This is a genomic window from Hymenobacter ruricola (assembly GCF_015694525.1).
GTDB classification, from domain to species: Bacteria; Bacteroidota; Bacteroidia; order Cytophagales; family Hymenobacteraceae; genus Hymenobacter; species Hymenobacter ruricola.
Genome location: NZ_JADQDM010000026.1, coordinates 1 through 17,045, shown reverse-complemented (window position 1 = coordinate 17,045; position 17,045 = coordinate 1). Strand labels below are relative to the sequence as shown.

Here is a 17,045-nt window from a genome sequence, read left to right as displayed (position 1 = left end):
TTAATTACTAGCTCGCGCTATGAAAATTTGGGAAAAAGGATTTTCGGTGAACGATACCATCGAACAATTTACTGTCGGGCAGGACCGGGCGCTGGATATGTACCTCGCGCCGTTCGATATGCTCGCCTCGAAAGCTCAGGCCAACATGCTGGCCAGCGTGGGCCTGATTTCCGAGGCCGAACGGCAGCAGTTGATAATTGGGCTGGATGAGCTTTTAGCCCAGGTAGCAGCGGGTACGTTCCAAATAGAGGCAGATTTTGAAGACGTACACTCCAAAATTGAGCATTACCTGACGGCGAAATTTGGCGACGCGGGCAAGAAAATTCACACAGCACGCTCGCGGAACGACCAGGTTCTAACGGCCATTCAGCTGTTTATAAAGGATTATACCGAACGTATTGCCAGTAGAATGCTGGCGCTGGTAGAGGTGCTGCTGCAAAAGGCCGAAGCGCACAAAAACGACCTGCTGCCGGGCTACACGCATTTTCAGGCGGCCATGCCGAGCAGTTTCGGCCTGTGGTTTTCGGCGTATGCCGAGCATCTGCTGCTGGATTTGGCCTTATTTGAGGCCGCGCACACCGTGGCCGACCAGAACCCGCTGGGCTCAGGCGCCGGCTTCGGCAGCAGCTTCCCAATTGACCGCGCGATGACAACCCGCGAAATGGGTTTCGGCAACGTGGCCGTGAGCGCCGTGGGGGCCCAAATGCTACGCGGCAAAACCGAGAAAACGCTGGCGTTTGCCATCGCGGGCGCGGCCGGCACGCTGGGCAAGCTGGCGTACGATTTGGTGATGTACAACAGCCAGGACTTGGGCTTTGTGACCTTGCCAAAGGAGTTTACGACGGGTTCCAGCATCATGCCACACAAAAAGAACCCCGACGTATTTGAGCTGGTGCGCGGCCACGCCAACCGCCTGCAGGCCCTTCCCAACGACATCATTCTGGCCACCAGCAACCTGCCCAGCGGCTACCACCGCGACTTTCAACTGCTGAAAGAACTGTTGTTCGGACCCATGATGCAGTTTTCGGACTTGCTGGATATCCTGCTGTTTGCGCTGCCCGAAATCAAGATTAAGCCGGGCGTGATTGAGCAGGCGAAATACGACCCCATATTTTCAGTGGAAAACATTAATCAATTAATTATTTCCGGCGTGCCGTTTCGCGATGCCTACCAGCAGGTGGGACGCGCCGTGGAAGATGGCAGCTACGTGCCGCACCGCGAATTTCAGACCACTCATTTGGGGAGCATTCACAACCTGGGCCTGCCGGAAATAGCGCGCAAAGTGGCGCAGCTGAAAGCGCAAAGCTCCCTGTTTGAGAAGACCGAAAAATAGCGTCTTCCAACAGTTGGTCAGGTCACGAATTACTTAATTGCTTACTCAGGACCACACCAATACCACGGTGCCGGCCAGTATCAGGCCCGCGCCCAGAGCGCCACGGGCGGAAATGGTTTCGCCCAGAAACACCACCGCCAGCACCAGCGCGAGGGCCACGCTCAGCTTGTCGACGGGGGCCACGCGGCTCACCGGCCCCAGCTTCAGCGCCCGGAAGTAGCAAAGCCACGACGCCCCCGTAGCCAGCCCCGACAGCACCAGAAACAGCCACGTGCGCCCCGTGAGGGCGGGCAGTCCGGCCGTGGCCCCGCGCGCCGCGGCAATGCCCCAGGCCAGGATAAGAATCACCACGGTGCGAATGGCCGTGGCCAGGTCGGAATCAACGCCCTTGATGCCGATTTTGGCAAATAGGGCAGTGAGGGCCGCAAACAGGGCCGAAAGCAGCGCGTACGGAATCCAGGGGGCCATAAAAATGCGGATAAACGGGCGAATCAGGGCACTTACGCAGGCTTACGCACCGCGCCCCGAAACCGCCGGGCCCCGCCGTTAGTACTACTCCCGGCGGAGCCATAATGCCGAGTTTGCTGTTACCTTACCACCCATGCCCGAATCTGATTCTACTTTCCGCCGGCCCGACCTGCTGCGCCTCGACTACGATACCTACCGGGCCCTGCCCGCCGTGGCCAATTCTGACCTTTCGCGCCTGCGCGACGCCCTCGACGGCCGCCCACCCCGCCCCCAAACCAGCGCCGGCGACGGCGCTTTGAGCTTTGGCACCGCCTTTCACACGGCCCTGCTGGAGCCCAACGACTATGTAGCCGGCCAGCCCGGCCTCAACGACACGCTGGTGTGGTGGCTGGTGGAGGGCGTCAAGCTCGATTCGCGGCTGAACGAGCTCCTGGCCCTGGGCCAGCCCGAGGTGAGCGTGCTGTTTACAGAGCCCCAAACCGATACGCTGTGCAAGCTGCGGGCCGACCTTGTGGTGGACCACCCCGACCAGCCGTTCACCATCATCGATTTCAAAACCACCATGGCGCGCGACGCCGACCACTTCCTCTGGCAGTGCGCGGCCTACGACTACGACCGGCAAGCTGCCTTCTACACCGATGCCCTGCACGCCGAGCGGTTCCTGCTGGTGGGCGTGCAAAAAGTGGAGCCCTTTGGCGTGTTCACCATCGAAGTGAGCGAGCAGATGCTGGCCGAGGGCCGGCAGAAATACCAGCGCCTGCTGCGCCTCCTAAAAGCTCCGGCCACCGCGCCAGCTTTCCGGGCCGAAGCCGTGCAGGCGGCCGTGGACTCGCTGGGCCTTGGCGGGCCCGAAGAATAAGGCCAGCGGTTTCAGTGAAACCCGTATGTAAAACAAAAAGCCCCTTCCTGAATTGGAAAGGGCTTTTTTAGGTTCATGAAAAATAACTTACTATTTAGTAAGTAAGTGTTATCTTTGTCTTATTATGACGACTAAGGCTGCTGCCCCAACTCTTGCCCCTGATACCCGCACGCGCATTCTCGACCTGGCCGAGGCGCTGCTGCTGGAGCGCGGCTTCAATGCGTTCAGCTACCAGCACCTGGCCAAAGAGCTGGGCGTGAAGCCGGCGGCCATTCACTATCATTTCCCGAGCAAGGACGACCTGGGCACGGCCCTGGTGACGCGGCAGCTGCGGCGCCTGCGCAAGTGGCGCGACCTGCCCCGCGTGGCCGACCTGCCGCCCGTCGAACAGCTAGAAGCCCTATTTGCGGTGTATGACAACCACCTCGGCCACGACCGGCGGGTGTGCCTTTTTGGGTCGCTGGCGGCCGATTTTCGGACGCTGCCGCCGCTCATGCAGGCGGAGCTGCGCACCTTCAACCGCGAGCTGACCGAGTGGCTGGCCCAGGTGCTGGCCGTGGGGCGCGCCACCGCCAGCCTGCGCTTTGTGGGTAGCCCCGCCGCCAAGGCCGCGCAGGTGCTCACCACGCTGGCCGGAGCCCTGCAAGTAGCCCGGGTGCACGACGAAACGCCTTTTCAGGTCATCGTGGGCCAGCTTCGGCTGGAGCTGCTGGCCTGAGGTAGAAGGTATTTTAAATCTGGATTCTTCACCCGTTTTCGCAGCGCTATGACCAACACCTTCTCGCCCGCCCACGACTATTACCCGGCCGAAGCAGCCGGTGCCCGCCCGGCGCTGCGCGTGCGCTACCCCTCGCCGCCGGCGGGCCTGCGCCTGCTGCGCTGGCAGCTGAAAGTGCTGACGGCCGTGGCGCCGGGCCTGGCTTTTAAGATGGCCTGGAAGGTGTTTTGCACGCCCCGGCGCCTGCCCGAAAAAGCCTGGGAAGCGCCCGCGCTGGCCGATGCCGGGCGCCGCACCGTGGCCGCCGAAACCGGCCCCGTGGCCGTGTACGAGTGGGGCCCGGCCGCCGCGCCGGCCGTGCTGCTGGTGCACGGTTGGGAGCACCGGGCCAGTTTCTGGCGCGCCTGGGTGCCGCCGCTGCTGGCGGCCGGCCACCGCGTGGTGGCGCTGGACGGGCCCGCGCACGGCGCCTCGGCGGGCAAGCTGGTGACGCTGATGAACTTTGGCGGCGCCGTGCAGGCCGTGGCCGACACGGTGGGGGAGGTGCGCGCCATCGTGGCGCATTCGTTTGGGGCGGCGTCGGTGGCGGGGCTGCCGGTGCGGCTGCCGGGCGGGGCGCCCTTGCCGCGCCTGGTGCTGCTGAGCGTGCCGGAAGGGCCGCGGGCCGTGGCCGCCCGCTTTGCCGATTTTCTGCATTTGCCGGGCGCTTTTGTGACGCAGTTTGCCCAATATGTGGAGCAGGCCACCGGCCGGCCCGTTGGCTCGTTTGCCGCCGCGGTTTCGGGGCCGGCCACGGGGGCGCAGCAGGTGCTGGTGCTCCACGACGAAGACGACGAAATCATTCCCTTCGCCGAAGGCCGGCAGGTGGCCGCCGCCTGGCCCGGCGCGGTGCTGCACGCCACCAAAGGGCTGGGCCACAACCGCATCCTGCGCGACGCGGCCGTGGTGCAGGCCGCGGTGGCGTTCATCGGATAAAAATCCGCGCTTTTCCGGCCAAAACCGCCCGGCTTTTGTTGTGGGAGAGTTGCAAGCCAATTCTCTATTATGACCGATTCCGCGACTTCCTCTAATCCCACCATCGTGCTGGCCGGCGCCACCGGCGACCTGGGCCTGCGCATTGCCCGCCACCTGGTGCAGCGCGGGGCCGCGGTGCGGGCGCTGGTTCGCCCGAGCAATACCAGCCCGGCGGTGGCTTCTCCTCGCGAATTGGGCGTGGAAGTGGTGGAAGTCGATTTCAACAGCGTGGCGGCACTGCAGCAGGCCTGCACCGGCGCGGCCTGCGTGGTGTCGGCCTTATCGGGGCTGCGGGAGGTGATTGTGGATGCCCAGAAACGGCTGCTGGATGCGGCCGTGGCCGCGGGCGTGCCGCGCTTCATTCCCTCCGACTACTGCATCGACTACACCAAGCTGCCCGCCGGCAGCAACCGCAACCTGGACCTGCGCCGCGAATTCAGCCAGCGGCTCGACCAGACGCCCATTCAGGCCACGTCCGTGCTCAACGGCATGTTCACCGATTTGCTGACCGGGCAGGCGCCGGTCATTCTGTTCAGCCCGAAGCGGGTGGTGTATTGGGGCAGCGCCGACCAGCCGCTGGACTTCACCACGATAGAAAACACCGCCGAATTCACCGCCGCGGCCGCCCTGGACCCCACCACGCCGCGCTACCTGCGCGTGGCCGGCGAAGTGGCCACCGTCCGCGGCCTGCAAGCGGCGGCCAGCGCCGCCACGCGCCAGCCGTTTCGGCTGTTGTGGGCCGGCAGCGTGGGCGTTTTGGGGGCAATGAGCAAGATTGCCAAAGCCCTGACGCCGAAAAACGACGACGTGTTTCCGCCCTGGCAGGGCATGCAATATTTGCACAACATGTTCACGGGCAAGCCCAAATTAGCGCCCCTCGACAACGCCCGCTACCCGGAAATTCGCTGGACTTCGGTGCAGGAAGTGCTGGCAACGCGCCCAGCTGCCTGAACTGCGTTTAAAGCTCCGCAAAAACGGGTAACATTAGCCCAGCCGCATAACTAAGCTGCGGCCACTACTTTTGAACCTCGTTTCCTGCGGGCTTTCAACCAGTCGCTGATGCAAGTTCTTTCCGTAAACGTGGGCCGGCCCCGCACCGTGGACTGGCAGGGCCGGGCCATTACCACCGCCATTTTCAAAGAGCCCGTAACCGGCCCGGTGCCCTTGGCGGCGCACAATTTTGCCGGCGACCAGCAGGCCGACCTGCGCGTGCACGGCGGCCCCGATAAGGCCGTGTATGCCTACGCCAGCGAGCATTATGCTTATTGGGAAGCCGAATTGCCGCCCGGCGCCCTGGCCGGCCCCGCAGCTTTTGGCGAAAACCTGACTACCGCGGGCCTGCTTGAGCGCGACGTGCGCATCGGCGACGAATTTGCCGTGGGCACGGCCCGGCTGCGCGCGGCCCAGCCCCGGCAGCCCTGCTACAAGCTCAACGCGCGCTTCGATGACCCGCAGATGGTGACTCGGTTCGTGGCCGCCGGCCGCAGCGGCATCTACTTTCAGGTGCTGCGCCCCGGCGTGGTGCAGGCCGGCGATGCCATCGAGCTGAGCCAGCAGTCGCCATATTCCGTGACCATTCAGGACGTAGCCGATTTGTACTACGGTGTGCTGCAGGACCCCGCCGCCGTGCGGGAGCTGCTCCGCATTCCTTACTTGCCGGCGTCGGTGCGGCGGCACTTCGCGGCCGGATAAAGCACTTGTCGCATAGAGTCTAAATAGCATCCAGGCCTTCCGCCGCCAGTTGGCGCAGCACGTCGCGCAAGCCGTCGGGTTCGCCGATGAGCCGCGCCACGTGCTGCACGTACTCCGCCTCGGCCCGCAGGTCGCGCTTGAGCTGACGCAGCTCCAGCTCCTGCTTTTTGCCGGTGCCGGTAACGAAGCCGTTGGGGCCGTATTTCAGCTCGTTCATTTCCTGCTTCAGCTGGTTTTGCTGCTGCTGCAGGGCGCGGGTGTAGCGCGCCAGCACGTCGTCGGCCTCCGCATCGGCGGGGCCCGATTCGGCCAGCAGCTGCAGCAGGGTATACAGGTCGTCGGCCTCGTAGGCCTCGGTGATGCGCTGCATCTGGGCGGTTTTAGCGGCTTGCTTGTCGGGGTCGCGCTCTAAGTCGGGGTGGTGGGTGCGGGCCAGTTGGCGGTAGATGGTCTTCGCGTTTGATTCGAGTTGCTTTTGGTCGGCTTGCGCTTCGGCTTCCTGCTGGCGCTGGGCTTTGGTTTTGCGCCGGGCCCGGGCTGCCGCGGCGGCCTGCTCGTGGGGCAGCAGGGTAGGGTCGGGGAGGTATTCTGGCTCTACTTTGGAACTTGCCGCGTTGGAAGCTGATGGTTCTAAATCGACGGTTGCACTCCGGCCCTTGGGCGCATACTTTTGAATGATAGCGCCCTCGTCCTCGCCAAACCGGTCTTCCAGCGCCCGCGCATTTCCCAGAATCAACTCCGTAATCTGCTGCTCTTCCAGGCGGCTGAAGTAGCCCAGCAGCAGGGATTCTTCCAGTGGCGGAAACAGACTGCGTCGGGCCGCCACCACGGCCGTCGCGGCGGGGCCCACTTGCTGCCAGTAGCGGCGCCGGGCTTCGGCTTGCTCGACGCGCAGGTCGCGCAGCCGCTCGCGCAGGTTTTTCACGTCCAGAATGGCTTGCCGAAAGGCTTGTTGGGCCGGCGAGCCTACGGGTTGCTCCGCTTGCCGAACGGGCACGTTGATGGGCGCAGGATGCGCAGAATCAGCTTTTTTCATCGGGTGCAAAGGTAGGGCGGATGGAAAGCTGCCTGCGGCTACGGCCACAGCTCAAACGCCACCCGAAACGTGTTGCAGTGCGCGTCCACAATGTCGGCCAGCCGCTCGGAGTAGCCGCCGCCCATGCTCACGGCCACCGGCAGGCGTTGCTCGTGGCACAGGCCGAGCACGAACTCATCACGTTGCCGGCAGCCGGCGGGCGTCAGGGCCAGCTTGCCCAGCTTATCCGTGGCCAGCACGTCCACGCCGGCCTGGTAAAAGACGAAATCGGGCTGCACGCGCTCCAGCAGGGCCGGCAGCGTTTCGCACAGCCGCCGCAGATACTCGGCATCGGCGGTGCCCAGTTCCAGCGCCACATCCCAATCCGAACGCTCTTTGCGCAGAGGATAATTGGCCCCGGCGTGCATGGAAAACGTGAAAACGCGCGGCTCCTGCCCAAAAATAGCCGCCGTGCCGTCGCCCTGGTGCACGTCCAAATCCACAATCAAAATCTGCCGGGCCAGGCCGTGCGCCAACAGGTGCGCCGCCGCGATGGCCTGGTCGTTCAGCACGCAAAACCCTTCGCCGCGGTCGGCAAAGGCATGGTGCGTGCCGCCGGCCAGGTTCAGCCCCACGCCGTCGCGCAGGGCGTGCAGCGCCGATTGCAGCGTGCCTGCGCTGCTGCTCAGCGAGCGGCGCACCAGCTGCGGGCTTTGCGGCAGGCCCAGGCGGCGCACCTCGGCGGGGCTCAGCTGAAGGTCGCGGACTTTGTGCCAATATTCGGCGGTGTGCACGCGCAGCACGTCTTCCTCGGCGCACAGGCCGGGCTCGTAGAAGTCTTCCGGCGCGGCAATGCCCTGCCACAGCAGCTGCTCCCGAATCAGGGCGTATTTGGCGATGGGGAAGCGGTGGCCGGCCGGCAGGTCGAGGGTGTAATGGTCGGAAGTGGCAAGGCGCGGCATGTGGCAATAATACCGGGAAGCGGCAGCTTGGGTTTACGAAGAGTAATGTGTTAGTGAAAATAATTGGGTGACGAAAACTGCTTAAATGAATTGAATTTGCAGATTGAGAAAATTATTTTCTATTTATTTTAAAAATAATTTGTGCATTAAAAATTAATTGCAAACCTTTGTCGCACCAAAAGCAAACAAACATGTACCGGCACCTCACATTCACCAGCAATTCGGATAAGATGCAGCTAGAAAAGCTGCTCCCGCTCGGTACGTTTGCCTGATTTCAGCTCCTGCTGAAACCTGACACCGCCCGAGCCCGCAACGCTCGGGTTTTTTGTTGCTAGCCGGTTCTCAACCGCTTATATCACTCAACCCATGCGCAATATCCGCCCCAGTTACCTGCCCAAGCAGTTCTCGACCCGGCTCGATGGCGGCCTCTGGGACCGGTGCGGCCGTGCTTCTCTTCTTTGTCGGAAACGTCGATAGCCTCGGCGTAAACTCCACGAATCAGACAAGCCCGGCCCACCAAAAGCCGGGCTTTTTCGTGTTATTAATTCGCAAATAAAATGCTGTTTTATTTGAACGGGAAAGGTGCGTCTAATGCAATTTAAATCAATAACCAATTGCAAAACGGCTAATTAATTGGTCGCAATTACCTTCCCCAATCAACTCATTGCCCACGCTTTTTAACTCTGCTTTCACCATGTGTCTCTACGTGTTCAATTCCGCTTTAATCCCGCCTGGTGCGAACTGGCCACTGGCAGTAGTGGCCCATTCTCAGCACCGGGGCCGCGCTGAGTGGCCCCGGAAACAACTGAAACCGGGGCGCCGACTGCGTGCGCCCGCCTCCCTCTTTTCACCTTCTAGCTAGGCACTGCCCGCGGGCAGGCCCCCGCTTTATGGCAAACCGTAACAAACCCCTTTCGGCGGAAGCTTACCGCTGGAAACAGGCCGGGGCCGCGCTTTCGCGGCACGTCGACTGGCGCAACTGGCCCCAGTCCAAGCAAGTAGAATATATGTTTTCCTTCGGCTCGCCCCACGCGCTCTACGAAGCATTGGGCGTCGATTCGGCCCTGGCGCAGCTGTATGCGGCGTGCGTGGCGAATTGCACCGGTCCAGAGCAGGGCAGCGTGATGGGGGCGTTGCGGGCCCTGGCCGCCAAACGCACGGGCCTGCTTCACCGCCCCGAACTGGCCCTGAACGTAGCCGCCCTAGCCAGCCGATACGCCCGGCGAGTGCGCGAAGTGGCCGACTGGAAGCCCAGGAGCAACAACGTGTTTCGGCAGCTGGCCAGCCTGGTTCGGCACTTATTCGACCGCTACGGCAACGCGCCGGACTGGCTGATTGAGTCCTGGACGCGGCCCACGCTGGCGGAAGACGGCGTGAGCCTGCCCGATTTGACCCTGCACCTCGGGCAGGGGCATTCGCTGCGCAGCTTTCCCCGGCTGCCCGTGCCCATCAGCAAACGGCTGGAGCACGGCATGCGAGAAGCGCCCGCCGGCTGCACCTTCCGCGAAGCCTTGCGCTACGCCCAACTGGCCGCCCGCAACGCGCTGGACTGGTGGGGCGTGGTGATGGAATCGCGCCTGGGCCGCGCGGCCTTGGTCGATGATGCCTTCTGGCTGAGCGTGGTGGACTTTTTTGTGGCCGCGCCCATGGTCGACCCGTGCCACTTTGGGCCGGTCTGCGACTGGATTCATCAGAAGCGCAGCGTCGGCATCGGGCCCGAGCCGGCCCAGCCGGGCTTTACCCTCCGGGGCCGTGGCATGGCCTCGGTGCTGGCCCAGGCCGAGCAGTGGCACCGCGGCCAGGCCCGGGGGCATCGCCAATCGGGCGGGGCCGGCCCTGCCGACAGTAGCTGGCCGGGCCTGCCGGTGAATGATTTCCGGGCCGGGCCGGTGCGCATCGAGCAGCTCACCACCTCCGCCCAACTGCAGGACGAGGGCAACGCGCAGCGCAACTGCGTGGCCACCTACCTGCAGTCGTGCCGCCTGGGCCGCTGCGGCATCTTCTCGCTGACCGTGGACGGCACCCGCGGCCTGACCATCGAAGTAACCGCCAACCGCACCGTGGTGCAGGTGCGCGGCAAATACAACCGCTGGATGACCCCGCAGGAACACGCTTGGCTAATTCAGTGGCTCAGCCAGGCCCGCCTGGTGCTCTCAAAACACGTGGGCATCGACTGGCAGGAATAATCCAGCTGGTCATGCAGAGCGCAGCGAAGCATCTTGCTCGGAGCAGTAAACCAATCGTAAATAATTACTACCACAAGCAAGATGCTTCGCTGCGCTCTGCATGACCAGTGGGCGCAAACCCTTCACATTCAAATCCCATCCCTACTATTATGCGCTTCAACTTCTTCTCCCGAAACCGCGCGCCCACCACCGTCAACCATGAGGGCGCGCCCGCCTTCACGCTCACGCCGCAGGTGGAGCTGTATGCGGCCGTTGCCACGGCCGCACTCAGCGACTTGTTCTACGAAAAAGCCGACACCCGCCTGCAGCGTTTGCGTGAGCTGGTGGCCAAGAACGAGCCCTTGTTTGTGGCGCAACTGGCGGTGTATGCCCGCGAAAGCCTGCATTTGCGCTCGGTGCCGCTGGTGCTGTGCGTGGAGCTGGCCCGCCTGCACCGCGGCGACAGCCTCTTGAGCCGCCTGGTGGCGCGGGTGGTGCAGCGCCCCGACGAAATCACGGAATTGCTGGCGTACTACGCCCAGGCCAACGGCCGTGGCGGAACCAAAATCCTCAACCGCGTTTCCAAGCAACTGCAAAAAGGACTGGCGCTCAGCTTCAACCGTTTCGACGGCTACCAGCTGGCGAAGTACGACCGCGCCGGAGCGGTGCGCTTGCGCGATGCCTTGTTCGTGGTGCACCCCAAGGCGCGCGACGCGGCCCAGCAAGCCTTGTTCGACCAGTTAGTGCGCGGCGAATTGCCCACGCCCTACACCTGGGAAACTGAGTTGTCGGCGGTGGGGCAGCAAGCCTTTGCCTCTGAGGCGGAGCGGCAAGCGGCCGTTCGCACCACCTGGGAAACGCTCATTGCGAGCGGCAAGCTGGGCTACATGGCCCTGCTCCGCAACCTGCGCAACATCCTCGAAGCCAATGTTTCGGCCGCGGCGATGGAGCGGGTGTGCGACACGCTGGCCGACCGGTTTGCGGTGGCGCGCAGCAAGCAGCTGCCGTTCCGCTTCCTGGCCGCCTACCGCGAAGTGAAAGCCGTGCAAAGCGGCCTCGTGGCGGGCGTGTTGGCGGCCCTGGAAACGGCCATTGCGCACAGCGCCGTCAACCTGCGCGGCTTCGGGCCCGACACCCGCGTGGTGGTGGCCTGCGACGTGTCGAGCTCCATGCAACAGCCCATTTCGGCGCGCAGCAAAGTGCTGCTCTACGACGTGAGCCTCATGCTGGGCATGCTGCTGCAAAGCCGCTGCCAGCACGTGACCACCGGCATGTTCGGCAACACGTGGAAGCGCATCAGCCTGCCCCGCGGGCCGGTGCTCCGCAACGTGGAAGAGTTCTACCGCCGCGAAGGCGAAGTGGGCTACTCCACCAACGGCTACCTCGTGGTGCGCGACTTGCGTGAGCGCCGGGAAGTGGTGGACAAGGTGATGATATTCACCGACGTGCAGCTGTGGAACAGCACCGGCGACGGCGGCACCCTGGCCCAGGAATGGGCCGAGTACCGCCGCACCGTGGCCCCCGGCGCCCGCCTCTACCTCTTCGACCTGGCCGGCCACGGCACCGCGCCGCTGGAGGTGCGCCCCGAAACGGGCGTGGCCCTCATCGCCGGCTGGTCCGACAAGGTGTTCGACGTGCTGCAGGCGCTGGACAACGGCGGCTCGGCGCTCACCGAAATCGAGAAAATTGAACTGTAAAACCATGCCGAACGGCCGGGCAATAAAGCGGAATCCCCGGCCGCAACGAGATTGCCAAAACGCTTAAACCGGTGCCGTAGCCGAGACATACTTCGTTGCCAACACGATGGAAGCTGCAATGCTTCGCTGGGTTTAGGGCCCAGAGTCGGGAGTCCGGCGTCTGTTGCCCGGTTTTAAGCGCGGCGCAAGGTGGCGTAGGCCGGGCCTACTTCGCGGGCGCACATCGGGTGGCCGTTTCGGCGGCGAGGGTTCGAGTCCCTTCGTCCATCGTAGCCCGCCGCTCATTCCCCTTGCTTCGCGGCAAAACTTCGCCATTGGGCTATTCAAGCCACTTTCTGTAATCGAATTTGAGCCTGGCGCAGTGGATTCCACCGCTGTCTATTGCTTCAAACTATACTAAAAATTACGCTCATGACGTTAAAACGTACACTCCACGACTAGGACGACGGCTGCCCAACAGGGCAGTCGCCGACCGGGACGGCGCCACTGCGGTGGCCCGTTCCACCTCGGCGGCCTCCGCATGGTTCAGGTGCCGTAGGCGGGCGCTACTTCGTTGGTTGAAATCTGACTGTTAATCAGAGAGATTGGGTTCGAGTCCCCTTCCGCAGCTTCGGCTGCGGTTGACGCGCCAGCCGCTTGTTGCCCTGAATTTGCGGCGGAAGCCGAGAAAAATACGTTTCCGGGTGGGTGCCGTAGCCGGGCCTTCCTTCGCTCAACCGTAGGTGCGGTCGCGGGTTCGACTCCCGAAGTGCTGCCGCAAGGCCGCGCGCCGCGCATTGGTAGGGCCGCACCAGCTGGCCGGGCGCCTGTTGCCCCTTCCGGAAACGATGGCTTGTATTGGGTGCCGTAGGCGGGCGCTACTTCGTGGTAAAGTTTTCGGGTGAAAGCATTTTCACCTCGCGGGTTCGAATCCCGCTTCCGGCTTCGGCTGGAGGACGAAAACATTGCACCCTCCGCTTGTTGCCCCAATACATTCATTCTACTCCCTGTCCGGGTGTCGTAGTCCGGCCATACTTCGCACTTTTAATGCCCAGGTCGCGGGTTCGAGCCCCGCCGGAAATTGCCGCAAGGCCGTCGCCGTAGCTCAGTTGGTTAGAGCAGGATATCGGAGGCCGGGCGCTTGTTGCCCCGGGCAGGGAACTGTAGCGTGGACTCTGCGAGTCCGCGCCTTGGCGAACATTCTACCACGCGCGGACTCGCAGAGCCCACGCTACAAACCCAGCCGGATGCCGTAGGCTTGCGTTCCTTCGACCTGTCACGTCAGGCTTCATGCCCGTTGCGCGGGCCGTCTGTCGCTCCGGTTTTTTGTCTGATAAAACGGGCCGGTGCCGTAGCACCGCCATACTTCGTTCGGGTCGATGGGGTCGCCGGTTCGATTCCGGCTCGTGGGTTTCGGCCCGCGGTAGCTCAGTTGGTAGAGCACATATGTGGGCGGTGCGCCCTGTTGCCCAGCCCGTTTTTATCTTTTTTATCAATCAACGACGGAGACGCGAAAACACGTCTCTACATCGTGCAACGACCATTTTATGGCCAATCTTTTACGCGGCAACGACCTTCGCACCCTCGGGTTTCCGGAAGGCCGGGCCATCGGGCTCGCGCTGGCACAATTGCAACGCAAGCACCTCAAAAAACTCTCGCAAACCGACCAGCTTGCTTTGCTAGGTCAACTTTTAGCCAACCCCAAAAACTACCTCACCGACCTCGACTGGAGCCACACCGCGGCGGCCTTGCTGCCGGCGCCCTCGCGGCACATTGCTCTGGTGGAGCGCAAGCCCTACGTCACGTTCGGCGCCGAGCACATCGACCCCAGCGCCATCCACCAGATGGAAACGGCCATGAAATTGCCCGTGACCGTGGCCGGGGCCCTCATGCCCGACGCCCACCACGGCTACGGCCTGCCCATCGGCGGGGTGCTGGCCACCGATAACGCGGTGATTCCCTACGCCGTGGGCGTCGACATCGGCTGCCGGATGGCCCTGTCGGTGTTCGATTTGCCGCCCAAGTACCTTGCCCAGCGTGTGCAGGAATTGCGCACTGTGCTGCTCAATAATACCCGTTTCGGCTCCGGCCGGGGCTGGGAGCGGGGGCAGCGCATGGCCTCGGCCGTGTTGGAGCGCGACGAATTTCTGGAAATCCCTTTCCTGAAAAACAAGCGCGACCGAGCCGCTGAACAAGTGGGCACTTCCGGCTCCGGCAACCACTTCGTGGAGTTCGGTATTGTCGAAATCACCGAGGCGGAAAACGAACTGGGCGTGCCGGTGGGCCAGTACCTCGGGGCGCTCTCGCACTCCGGCTCGCGGGGCCTGGGCGCCAGCGTGGCCGAGCACTACACCAAGCTCGCCAAAGACGTGTGCCAGCTGCCCACCGAAGCCCAGCACCTCGCCTGGCTCGGCCTCGACACCGAAGCCGGCCAGGAATACTGGGCCGCCATGAACCTGGCCGGCGACTACGCCTCGGCCTGCCACGCCCAGATTCACCAGCGGCTGGCCAAAGCCTTGGGCGAACGGCCCGTGGCCAAAGTGGAAAACCACCACAACTTTGCCTGGAAGGAGCGGCTGGCCGATGGCCGCGAGGTGGTGGTGCACCGCAAGGGTGCCACGCCGGCGGGCCAGGGCGTACTCGGCATCATTCCGGGCTCGATGACGGCCCCGGGTTTCATCGTGCGCGGCAAAGGCTTGGCCGAGTCGTTGGCTTCGGCCTCGCACGGCGCCGGGCGGCTCATGTCGCGCACGCGGGCCAAGGCGGAACTGACCGAATCGGGCGTGCGGAAGCACCTGGCCGAGCACGGCATCGAGCTAATCGGTGGCGGGCTTGATGAGGCGCCGATGGCCTATAAAGACATTCATACCGTGATGGCCAGCCAGCGCGAGTTGGTGGACGTGCTGGGCTCGTTCACCCCAAAAATCGTGCGGATGGACGGGGCGTAGTGGATTTGCCTGGCCGGAGCTGCTTATGACAAGTACTCTCTAGCGCAATATGAAGAAGTCCTGGCCTGCATGGCTGGGACTTCTTTTGTTCAGTTGCTAAGTAGGTTTTGGTTTAGAAACAGGCTTTAAATCAAGATAGGCCACTTTTTTACAAAAAGAATGAGCTGATTCGTGGATTATACCAACGGAACTGATTCTGCCCAAGCTACTTAGCAATATGCCACTTGCTGATTAGCAAAATGTAATGAAAAAGACATCTCACCGGTGCCCATATCCTGAACAGAATGCCTTGAAACAACGTATTTAAGGCATATAGCAAACATGTTGGTTGGCTTAGCAGCCACTCGCGACGGCCGTGTTTGGTATTGTGGGCCTTGAGTTGCTTCTTGCCCCGGAGTGCGAACACCAGCTGCTGGCCAAGCTGAGGAAACCCCAGAGCCATCAAAAAAGCCTCGTCAGTAGCAACTGGCGGGGCTTTTCCGGCTTCTACGGGGCCATAACATCGCCCTGACGCCCGCGTACATCTGCCATCCCACCTTTTCCTTCCCGCCTATGTCAAACCAGATTCGCGGCAACGACCTCCGCAAAATCGGCTTCCCTGAAGGCCCGGCCATTGGCCGCGCCCTCGACGTGCTGGCCCAAAAGCCATTCAAGAAAATGGACAAAGGCAGCGCCCTGGCGCTGCTCAAGCAAATCAAGGACGACCCGTTCAAGTACGTGCGGGACGAGAACTGGCGCCCGGTGGCCGAGGAGCTGGTGCCCCAGCCCGCGCGCGACGTGGCCCTGAACCCGGCCATCAAAGACTACCGCCGCTACGGCAACGACTTCATCGAGGACGGCGCCCGCCGGCAGATGGACGTGGCCATGCAGCTGCCCATTACCCTGGACGGCGCGCTGATGCCGGACGCCCACCAGGGCTACGGCCTGCCCATCGGCGGCGTGCTGGCGGCGGATAACGCGGTGATTCCCTACGGCGTGGGCATGGACATTGGCTGCCGCATGGCCTTGTCGGTGTTTGAGCTGCCGGCCGCCTACCTGGAGCAGAGCCGGCAGGAACTGCGCAAGCTGCTGCTGGAAAACACCCGCTTTGGCAACAAGGAAGTGTTCCAGAAAATCAACACCGACGACCCCATTCTCGACCGGCCCGAGTTCCGGGAAATAGCCGTGGCGCGCCAGAAGCGCGACGCCGCCGTGAAGCAATTGGGTTCCTCGGGCTCGGGCAACCACTTCGTGGAATTTGGCGTGGTCGACATCACCGACCCGGCCAACGGCCTGCGCCTGCCCGTGGGGCAGTACCTCGGCGTGCTCTCGCACTCAGGTTCGCGCGGGCTGGGCGCGACCATTGCCCAGCACTACACCAAAGTAGCCATGGACAAGTGCCCGCTGCCGCCGCAGGCCCGCCACCTGGCCTGGCTGTCGCTCGACTCGCAGGAAGGGCAGGAATACTGGGCGGCTATGAACCTGGCCGGCGATTACGCCTCGGCCTGCCACCACGACATTCACCGCCGCATGAGCAAGGCGCTGGGCGAAAAGCCGTTGGCGCAGGTTGAAAACCACCACAACTTCGCCTGGAAGGAGACGCTGGCCGACGGCTGCACGGCCATTGTGCACCGCAAGGGCGCCACGCCGGCGGGCGCGGGTGTGCTCGGTATCATTCCCGGTTCGATGACGGCGCCCGGCTTTATCGTGCGCGGCCGGGGCGAGCGGGAGTCGCTCAATTCGGCTTCGCACGGCGCAGGGCGGCGGCTTTCGCGCACCCAGGCCAAAAACCAAATCACGCAAGGCGAACTGCGGCGCGAACTGAAGGACCACGGCGTGGAGCTGCTGGGCGGTGGGCTCGATGAAGCCCCGGCGGCTTATAAAGATATTCGGCAGGTAATGGCGCACCAGCGGGAACTGGTGGACGTTTTGGGTTCATTCACCCCCAAAATAGTGCGCATGGACGGCGCCTGAAACCCGGCCCGGCAAACCGGGCGCCCACTTTCCGGCGTACATACTGGCAAGTCTTCTACAGGAGACAGTTGTTTTCATAGCTAGGAAAGCCTTCCGCCACTGGCGGAAGGTTTTTTATTAAGTGGTTGTCATTCAGGCGGGGTCAGAAGCGCCGGGCAAATAAGCTAGGAGGTGTTAACAGTCGCGCAACCAGAGAACGGTTGCAGCCAAATGAATAAAGGCCAAAAAATGGGCATCCAACT

The 17,045-nt window shown here is 63.0% G+C and carries 13 protein-coding genes; 10 read left to right on the top strand and 3 right to left on the bottom strand.

Annotated elements, in window-relative coordinates; genetic code table 11:
- The first annotated feature begins 19 nt into the window (after positions 1-19).
- Positions 20-1,333, top strand: a complete 1,314-nt coding sequence (gene argH / locus I2H31_RS24325) for an argininosuccinate lyase (protein ID WP_196295669.1) — start codon at positions 20-22, stop codon at positions 1,331-1,333.
- Positions 1,334-1,378: 45 nt separating this feature from the next.
- On the opposite strand, the gene I2H31_RS24320 is transcribed toward argH, so the two are convergent.
- Positions 1,379-1,801, bottom strand: a complete 423-nt coding sequence (locus tag I2H31_RS24320; RefSeq protein ID WP_196295668.1) for an EamA family transporter — start codon at positions 1,799-1,801, stop codon at positions 1,379-1,381.
- A gap of 133 nt (positions 1,802-1,934) precedes the next feature.
- Between I2H31_RS24320 and I2H31_RS24315 the strand changes: the two genes are divergently transcribed.
- From I2H31_RS24315 to I2H31_RS24295, 5 genes are all read left to right on the top strand, one after another.
- Positions 1,935-2,660, top strand: coding sequence for a PD-(D/E)XK nuclease-like domain-containing protein (locus I2H31_RS24315; protein WP_196295667.1), 726 nt, complete (start codon positions 1,935-1,937; stop codon positions 2,658-2,660).
- A gap of 124 nt (positions 2,661-2,784) precedes the next feature.
- On the top strand, positions 2,785-3,378 hold the full coding sequence (locus I2H31_RS24310) for a TetR/AcrR family transcriptional regulator (RefSeq protein WP_196295666.1): 594 nt from the start codon (positions 2,785-2,787) through the stop codon (positions 3,376-3,378).
- A gap of 48 nt (positions 3,379-3,426) precedes the next feature.
- Complete coding sequence (locus I2H31_RS24305) at positions 3,427-4,353, top strand: alpha/beta fold hydrolase (protein WP_196295665.1); 927 nt, start codon at positions 3,427-3,429, stop codon at positions 4,351-4,353.
- Between the two features lie 69 nt (positions 4,354-4,422).
- Positions 4,423-5,343 carry an NmrA family NAD(P)-binding protein gene (locus I2H31_RS24300; protein ID WP_196295664.1) on the top strand — a complete coding sequence of 307 codons (921 nt, stop codon included), beginning with the start codon at positions 4,423-4,425 and terminating at the stop codon, positions 5,341-5,343.
- A gap of 108 nt (positions 5,344-5,451) precedes the next feature.
- Positions 5,452-6,084, top strand: coding sequence for an MOSC domain-containing protein (locus tag I2H31_RS24295; protein WP_196295663.1), 633 nt, complete (start codon positions 5,452-5,454; stop codon positions 6,082-6,084).
- Positions 6,085-6,103: 19 nt separating this feature from the next.
- Here I2H31_RS24295 and I2H31_RS24290 read toward each other — a convergent pair whose 3' ends face one another.
- Together I2H31_RS24290 and I2H31_RS24285 are read right to left on the bottom strand one after the other, a co-directional pair.
- Complete coding sequence (locus I2H31_RS24290) at positions 6,104-7,120, bottom strand: J domain-containing protein (protein ID WP_196295662.1); 1,017 nt, start codon at positions 7,118-7,120, stop codon at positions 6,104-6,106.
- A 38-nt stretch (positions 7,121-7,158) separates the two neighbouring features.
- On the bottom strand, positions 7,159-8,061 hold the full coding sequence (locus tag I2H31_RS24285; RefSeq protein WP_196295661.1) for a histone deacetylase family protein: 903 nt from the start codon (positions 8,059-8,061) through the stop codon (positions 7,159-7,161).
- Between the two features lie 890 nt (positions 8,062-8,951).
- On the opposite strand from I2H31_RS24285, the gene I2H31_RS24280 reads away from it, so the two are divergent.
- The 4 genes from I2H31_RS24280 to I2H31_RS24265 all read left to right on the top strand — a co-directional run bounded on the left by I2H31_RS24280 (position 8,952) and on the right by I2H31_RS24265 (position 16,803).
- Positions 8,952-10,247, top strand: coding sequence for a PcfJ domain-containing protein (locus I2H31_RS24280; protein ID WP_196295660.1), 1,296 nt, complete (start codon positions 8,952-8,954; stop codon positions 10,245-10,247).
- Positions 10,248-10,396: 149 nt separating this feature from the next.
- Complete coding sequence (locus I2H31_RS24275) at positions 10,397-11,923, top strand: TROVE domain-containing protein (protein ID WP_196295659.1); 1,527 nt, start codon at positions 10,397-10,399, stop codon at positions 11,921-11,923.
- Between the two features lie 1,526 nt (positions 11,924-13,449).
- On the top strand, positions 13,450-14,850 hold the full coding sequence (locus tag I2H31_RS24270) for an RtcB family protein (RefSeq protein WP_196295658.1): 1,401 nt from the start codon (positions 13,450-13,452) through the stop codon (positions 14,848-14,850).
- Positions 14,851-15,402: 552 nt separating this feature from the next.
- On the top strand, positions 15,403-16,803 hold the full coding sequence (locus I2H31_RS24265) for an RtcB family protein (protein WP_196295657.1): 1,401 nt from the start codon (positions 15,403-15,405) through the stop codon (positions 16,801-16,803).
- The last annotated feature ends 242 nt before the right edge of the window (positions 16,804-17,045 follow it).